At 63.3% G+C, this 6,926-nt stretch carries 6 protein-coding genes and 1 pseudogene; 1 reads left to right on the top strand and 6 read right to left on the bottom strand.

Annotated elements, in window-relative coordinates:
* The 6 genes and pseudogenes from BLU17_RS23360 to BLU17_RS23335 form a co-directional block, all read right to left on the bottom strand.
* A pseudogene (locus tag BLU17_RS23360) lies at window positions 1–437 on the bottom strand (electron transfer flavoprotein subunit alpha/FixB family protein); the annotation flags it as partial.
* Window positions 438–461: 24 nt separating this feature from the next.
* Window positions 462–1,211 (bottom strand): electron transfer flavoprotein subunit beta/FixA family protein, encoded by a 750-nt coding sequence (locus tag BLU17_RS23355; RefSeq protein ID WP_092001962.1) that lies wholly within the window; start codon window positions 1,209–1,211, stop codon window positions 462–464.
* A 56-nt stretch (window positions 1,212–1,267) separates the two neighbouring features.
* Window positions 1,268–1,768, bottom strand: coding sequence for a MaoC family dehydratase (locus BLU17_RS23350; protein ID WP_092001959.1), 501 nt, complete (start codon window positions 1,766–1,768; stop codon window positions 1,268–1,270).
* 23 nt (window positions 1,769–1,791) lie between these two features.
* Window positions 1,792–2,925 (bottom strand): CaiB/BaiF CoA transferase family protein, encoded by a 1,134-nt coding sequence (locus BLU17_RS23345; protein WP_092001956.1) that lies wholly within the window; start codon window positions 2,923–2,925, stop codon window positions 1,792–1,794.
* Window positions 2,922–4,088 (bottom strand): CaiB/BaiF CoA transferase family protein, encoded by a 1,167-nt coding sequence (locus BLU17_RS23340; RefSeq protein WP_092001998.1) that lies wholly within the window; start codon window positions 4,086–4,088, stop codon window positions 2,922–2,924. Before BLU17_RS23340 ends, BLU17_RS23345 begins: the two co-directional genes overlap by 4 nt.
* A complete protein-coding gene (locus tag BLU17_RS23335; RefSeq protein ID WP_092001954.1) occupies window positions 4,085–5,248 on the bottom strand; it encodes an acyl-CoA dehydrogenase family protein in 1,164 nt (387 codons plus the stop codon). Before BLU17_RS23335 ends, BLU17_RS23340 begins: the two co-directional genes overlap by 4 nt.
* A 236-nt stretch (window positions 5,249–5,484) precedes the next feature.
* On the opposite strand from BLU17_RS23335, the gene BLU17_RS23330 reads away from it, so the two are divergent.
* Window positions 5,485–6,891 (top strand): MFS transporter, encoded by a 1,407-nt coding sequence (locus BLU17_RS23330; RefSeq protein WP_092001951.1) that lies wholly within the window; start codon window positions 5,485–5,487, stop codon window positions 6,889–6,891.
* Window positions 6,892–6,926: the final 35 nt, after the last annotated feature.

Here is a 6,926-nt window from a genome sequence, read left to right as displayed (position 1 = left end):
GTGATGACCTTCACCGCATCCGCCGATTGCACCGTCGCGATCGCGTTGCCCGCGTAGATCGGGCGCTCGAACGTGTCGGGCGAATCGACTGCCGTGATGTCCGAGATCTGCGCGACGTCGAGCTTCGCGGCGATGCGCGGCGCGACGTTCTTGCCCGCCGCCGTCGCCGGCGCGAGGATGTGCGAGTAATTCTTCGCGATCGCGAGAACCGTCGCTTCGACGTTTTCCGCGAGACCCGCTTCGAGTTGCGGCGCGTCGGCCAGCAGCACCTTCGCCACGCCCGCGATCTTCGCCGCCGCGTCGGCTGCGCCCTGTGCGTTGTGGCCCGCAACCAGCACGTGCACGTCGCCGCCAATCTTCTGTGCTGCCGCAACCGTGTTCAGCGTCGCGGCCTTGATCGACTGATTGTCGTGTTCGACTATTACCAGATTCACCAGATTCGTCATTTTGTCTTGCTCCCCTTACAGCACCTTGGCTTCCGTCTTCAGCTTCTCGACCAGCGTCTTCACGTCCGGCACCTTCACGCCCGCGCTGCGCCTGGGCGGCTCGGCAACCTTCAGTGTCTTCAGACGCGGCGTCACGTCCACGCCGAGGTCCTCGGGCTTGATCGTTTCGAGCGGCTTCTTCTTCGCCTTCATGATGTTCGGCAGCGTCACGTAGCGCGGCTCGTTCAGGCGCAGGTCCGTCGTGACCACTGCGGGGAGCGTCAGCGACAGCGTTTCCGCACCGCCATCCACTTCGCGCGACACGGTGGCCTTGCCGTCAGCTACAACCACCTTCGAAGCGAAGGTGGCCTGCGGCAAGCCAGCCAGCGCGGCGAGCATCTGACCGGTCTGGTTCGAATCGTCGTCGATGGCCTGCTTGCCGAGGATGACCAGCGAAGGCTGCTCCCTGTCGACCAGCGCCTTCAGGAGCTTGGCGACCGCGAGCGGCTGGAGGTCTTCACTGGACTCGATGAGGATCGCGCGGTCCGCGCCGATGGCGAGCGCCGTACGCAGCGTTTCCTGCGCCTGGGCGACCCCTGCGGACACCGCGATCACTTCGGTCGCGACACCGGCTTCCTTCAACCGCACCGCTTCTTCCACGGCGATTTCGTCGAACGGGTTCATCGACATCTTCACGTTGGCGATGTCGACGCCCGTGCCGTCCGACTTCACGCCAACTTTTACATTCGCATCCACCACACGCTTCACCGCAACGACGACTTTCAAACTCAATCTCCTTCACTGGATGTATCAGCCGGCACGCCTGCGCGCCGGCGGTCCGCTCACACCACGATTCCCGCACCGCGCTTCGGGACCAGCACCGTGCGCTCGAAACGCAGAAATTCCTTGCCGTCCGCCTTGAGGCCGACCGTTCTCACCGTAACGATTCCCTGAGTCGGACGCGATTTCGACTCGCGCTTCGACAGCACTTCCGATTCTGCGTAAATCGTGTCTCCCACGAACACCGGCGAAGTCAGCATCACCTTGTCCCAGCCTAGATTGCCGATCGCATGCTGACTGACGTCGCGCACGCTCATGCCCACCACCATCGACAGCGTGAGGCAACTGTTCACCAGCGCCTGCCCAAACTCGGATTTCGCCGCGTAGGCGTTATCGAAATGCAGCGGGTGGGTGTTCATCGTCAGCAACGTGAACCAGATGTTGTCGGTTTCCGTAATCGTTCGGCCGGGGCGGTGCTCATAGATGTCCCCCGGTTCGAAATCCTCGAAATACCGGCCGCCCGCGTCCCGAATGCGTACACCCTTTTCCATTGTTTCGCTCATAATTTCTAATCCTGATTAATTGGCTATTTCGAAACGCGCGCCGTCTCGTCCGAGCCGAGTAATGCGCCGTTGTGCTCCCCGAGCGCGGGCGCTCGGAGGTTCGGTGCGGCCGGTTGCCTGGCAAAGCGGACAGGTGGTGCGATGTGACGCCGCCCTGCCTCATCGGTCAACACCATCTCGCGATCCACTGCGTTGTCGTCTTCGAGTGCCTCCGGCAACGTCTTCACAACGGCGTAGCAGAGGTCGAGCGTCGAAAGGCTCGCGTCCCACTCTGCCGCCGTCCGGGTGAGGAATGCTTGCGCGAGGAAGTCGATTACCGGCTGTTGATGCGGCCCGGGGCCGCGCGCGCACAACGCCTGAAGATCGAGCCGCCCAAGAAAGCCGAGCAGTGACTCCACGAACTTCGGCTCCTGCCCCGCCAGCGACACATAACGCCCATCGGCGGTCCGGTAGGTCCGGTAAAACGCTGCGCCTCCCGTGGTGCGCTGGTGCTTGGCAACAGGCTGCTCGCCATGTGCCATTGCGGGACCGAGAATGTTGAGGCAGCCCGCTAGCATCGCGTCGTGCATGCCGATGTCGATATAGTCGCCCTCGCCAGTCCTTTCGCGTGCGAGCAGCGCCATCAACACACCCGCCACGCCTTGCAGTCCCGCAAGCAGATCGGCCAACGGCACCCCCGGCATCGCGGGTTCGTCCTGTGCGCCGAGCGTCATACTGAGCACGCCACTGAGCGCTTCGACCGCCAGATCGTGCGCCGGGCGCGCGGCGTAAGGCCCGCTCTGTCCAAAGGCACTGATCGAGCAATAAACGATGCGCGGATTGCGTGCGCGCACATGTTCGTAATCCACACCAAGCCGCTTGACCACGCCCGGCCGAAACGATTCGACGAATACATCCGCCGTTTCGCAAAGCGAGAGCAATGCTTCCCGCCCTTCCTCGGCCTTCAGATCGAGCGTGACGCTTTTCTTCCCCCGGTTCAGGTTGCGAAAAAACACCGTCGTTTCGCCATCCATGGGGCCGATCTGGCGCCCCGGATCGCCGCCGCCTGGCTGCTCGACCTTGATCACTTCCGCGCCGTGATCGGCGAGCGCCAGCGTAAGGTACGGACCGGGCAGAAACGAGGAGAGATCGAGTACGCGAATACCGGCGAGCTTCATTTCAATGCCTCCTCCTGTTGCGAAAGCGCCTGCAGGATGGCGGCGTTGTCCTCGCCGAGCGCGGAACAGCACTGTTGAGTCAGACGCCGACCGTCGATCTTCAGTGGATTCGCCAGCATGCGGAAATCGGCGCGCGCGGGATGCGGCACGTGGCTGATCATGTCGTTACGCGTCAGCAGCGGGTTGCGCAGCGCCTCTGCCACGCTCAGCACCGGCCCGATCGGCAAGCGCCCCTGCAGCTTCGCAAGCCAATGCGCCGTCGTCGCGCCGCGAAAAATCGCGTCGAGTCGCTCGCTCAGCGCCGGGCGGTTCGCGTGCCGCGCGGCGGCATCCGCAAAGCGCGGGTCGTCACCCAGTTCCTGCGCATCGACGCCATCGAGCAGCGCTTGCCAGAACTTGTCGGTCATGCACATGATGAAGATCCAGCCGTCCGCAGTGGGGAACGTCTGCACGGGCGTCAGCGAGAAATGTGCGCTGCGCGGCTGGCGCGTCACGTTGTGGTCTTCGTTCAGATTCCAGATGGCCGCGTAACCCAGCTGGTGCAGCGCCACGTCGAACAGGCAGGTGTCGACGTCGCACCCCTTGCCGCTCGAACGCGCGCCGAGAATCGCCGCGAGCAATCCCAACGCGCCGGTAATGCCAGTCATGTGGTCGATGATCGAAGGCGCGCCGAGGCGCGACGGTGGACCATCGGGCTCGCCCGTCAAATCCATCAGACCCGACTCCGCCTGCATCAGATAGTCGTACCCCGGCCATGAGGCGCGCTCGTTGTCGCGACCGTAAGCGGAGATATGCAGGCAAACAATAGCCGGATTGACCTCGCGCAGCCCGGCGTAGTCGAGCCCCATCTTCATGGGCAGATCGCCGCGCAGGTTGTTGACGAGCGCGTCCGACGATTCCGCGAGCTTGCGCAGCGTCGCTTTCCCCTCATCGGTGCGCAGGTCGATTGCCAGGCTGCGCTTGTTCGCATTCCAGGTCTGGAAATACTGGCTGTCCGCATCGCCGAGGAAGTGCGGGCCGGTACGCCGCGCGGGGTCGCCGCCGATCGAGGCGTTCTCGATCTTGATGACCTCCGCGCCAAGATCGGCCAGAAACATCGAGCCATAGGGGGCCGCGCCGAACTGCTCGACCGAGACGATGCGGATTCCGTTGAGCGGTTTCATGCGATCGCATTCCTCTTGATCCATTGCTTCGCAATGATGATGCGCTGCATTTCGTTGGTGCCCTCGCCGATGCAGGTGAGCGGCGCGTCGCGGTAAAGCCGTTCGATGGCATATTCCTTCGAATACCCATACGCGCCGTGAATGCGCAGCGACTCCGTGCTGTTCTCCAGTGCCGCTTCCGAAGCGAAATACTTCGCCATGCCCGCCTGCATGTCGCAACGCTCACCGCGGTCGAACGCCTCCGCCGCGTCGAGCACGAGAAGCCGCGCGGCACGGGCGCGCGTGGCCATCTCGCCGAGTTTCAGCTGTATGGCCTGGTGTTCCGCAATAGGCTTGCCGAAGGTCTTGCGGAGCTGCGCATACTGGGTCGCGAGCGCAAGCGCCCCTTCCGCAATGCCCACGCCGCGCGCGGCCACGTTGATGCGGCCCAGTTCGAGCCCGCCGGTTGCCTGATAGAAGCCCTGCCCCTCCTCCCCGCCAATCAGGCAGTTGGCCGGCACGCGGTAGTTGTCGAACACGAGTTCAGCCGAGTCGATCGACTTGTAGCCGAGCTTTTCGAGCTTGCGTCCGACGGTGAACCCTTCGGCCTTGGGCGCGATGAAGAGGCTCATGCCCTTGTGGCGCGGCTGCGCATTCGGGTCGGTCTTCACGAGCAACGCGAAGCACGAACCCTCCACGCCGTTGGTGATCCACGTCTTCGTGCCGTTGATGACGTAATGGTCGCCCTCGCGGCGCGCAGTCATGCGAATGCCCTGGAGATCGGTGCCCGCATCCGGCTCGGTCAGCGCAAGACCGCCGCGGATCTCGCCGCTCGCGAGTTTCGGCAGCCACTGAGCCTTTTGCGCGTCGGTGCCAAACTTTTCTATGGCGAGCGCGAGCATCAGATGCGAGTTGACGATGCCCGTGATCGCCATCCACACCGACGAAATCAGCATGATGATCTGCGCATACGTCGTGGCGGGCAGCCCGAGCCCGCCGTACTCCTGGCTCACGGTGGCCCCGAAAAGCCCCAGCTCCTTCATCTGCTCGACGATCCTGATCGGATAGCTGTCCTCATGGTCATGACGCATCGCCACCGGCTCGACTTCCCGCTTGAGCCAACGATCGATGGCGTCCAGCAATTGCGCCTGCTCCGCAGACTCGATGGTCCGGTCGTTCATCCCTTGCTCCTCCATTAAAAATTTAATCGACTGACTTCCGCGACAACATGTACGGACAACTCTATTCGTGAGATCTCACGATGTCAACCATGGGCTCGTAGATTTCGTTGCATTCCCATCTGAATATGGCGATACCTGGTGTTTACCGGCATAGCGCTGCTCTCATCTTGTCCGTACATGTATACGCTCAATCACGGTGGGCGTCGCGCGCGATGCGGCGACGCAAAGGAGACGTTATGCAAACAACAAGCCCCAACGCCGGCGCGCGCCTCGACCGGCTGCCGGTATCGCGATTTCATTGGCGCATCGTGGGTCTCGTCGCCGGGGGCATGTTCCTCGACGGCTTCGAGATTTATCTGGGCGCAGCCGTGCTCAGCGCGCTGCTCAAGAGCGGCTGGTCCGATCTCGCGCATAACGCGCAATTCGTCTCGCTCACTTTCGCCGGCATGGTGCTGGGTGCGTGGCTCGCCGGTGTGCTCGGCGACCGCTATGGACGGCGCTTTTCGTATCAGGCCAACCTGCTGCTGTTCGGCGTGGCCTCGCTCGCGGGCGCCTGCGCGCCGAACATGACATGGCTCGTCTCCGCGCGCTTTTTCATGGGGATCGGCCTTGGCGCCGAGATTGTCGTCGGCTACGTCACCGTGAGCGAATTCGTGCCGCCGGCGCAGCGCGGCCGCTGGGGCTCGGCGCTGTCCGCGCTGACCAATCTCTCGCTGTTCGTTTCCGCCCTGCTCGGCTACCTCATCATTCCGCGCTACGGCTGGCGATGGATGTTCGTAATCGTCGGTACCGGCGCCCTCGTCGTCTGGTATCTGCGCAAGAAGATGCCGGAATCGCCGCGCTGGCTCGAAGCGCACGGCCGCAACGACGAAGCGGAGCGGGTACTCGCCGCGATCGAAGCGGAAGCGGGGAACGTGCAATCGCTGCCGCCCGTTTCGCCTCAGCTCAGGCAACCCAGGCGTCAGCGGCCGTTCACGGCGCTTTTCTCGCGGGCGTTGATCCGCCGCACGCTCGTGGCGAGCGTCATCCTCATCGTGCTCAATACCGTGATCTACGGCTTCATTGCGTGGATCCCCTCGTTCATGGCCAAAAGCGGCATGAGCATCGTGAGCTCGCTCGGCTTCGCCACGCTCATGTCGCTTGGCGGCCCGGTCGGCGGCGTTATCGGCATGCTGTCGGGCGACCGCGTCGGCCGAAAGCCCGGCAACGTGATCTTTTCTGCACTGGCTATCGTGCTCGGGGCGCTCTATCCGAACGTTTCGGCGCCCGCTCTGCTCGCCGTTATCGGCTTTGCGCTCGTGACCACGATCTACGCGATGGTGGCCTTCGCGTGGGCCCTTTACGTTCCCGAGCTTTTCCCCACCGATCTGCGCATGCGCGGCTCCGGGTTCTGCAACACGCTGGGCCGCCTGATGACCGTGCTCACGCCGTGGCTCGTCGTCTGGCTGTATGGCCGCTATCAGCTCCCGGGCGTGGTCGCCGCCATGCTGGGGCTCCTCGTCGTGCAGATCCTCGTGGTGGCCGTGTTCGGCATCGAAACACGCGGTTTCTCGCTCGAAACGCTTGCACCCGAGGAGGATGCCGATGCTTCGAACCAGAGTCTCTCCGCTCTCGTAAGCGGCAGCCATGGGCAAGAGTCTTAGCCCTTTCCTGTCATCGTTCACTTTTCATTCCATTG

This window comes from Paraburkholderia lycopersici (genome assembly GCF_900096975.1).
In the GTDB taxonomy this organism is placed as follows: Bacteria; Pseudomonadota; Gammaproteobacteria; order Burkholderiales; family Burkholderiaceae; genus Paraburkholderia; species Paraburkholderia lycopersici.
This window is presented reverse-complemented; position numbering and strand designations above follow the sequence as displayed.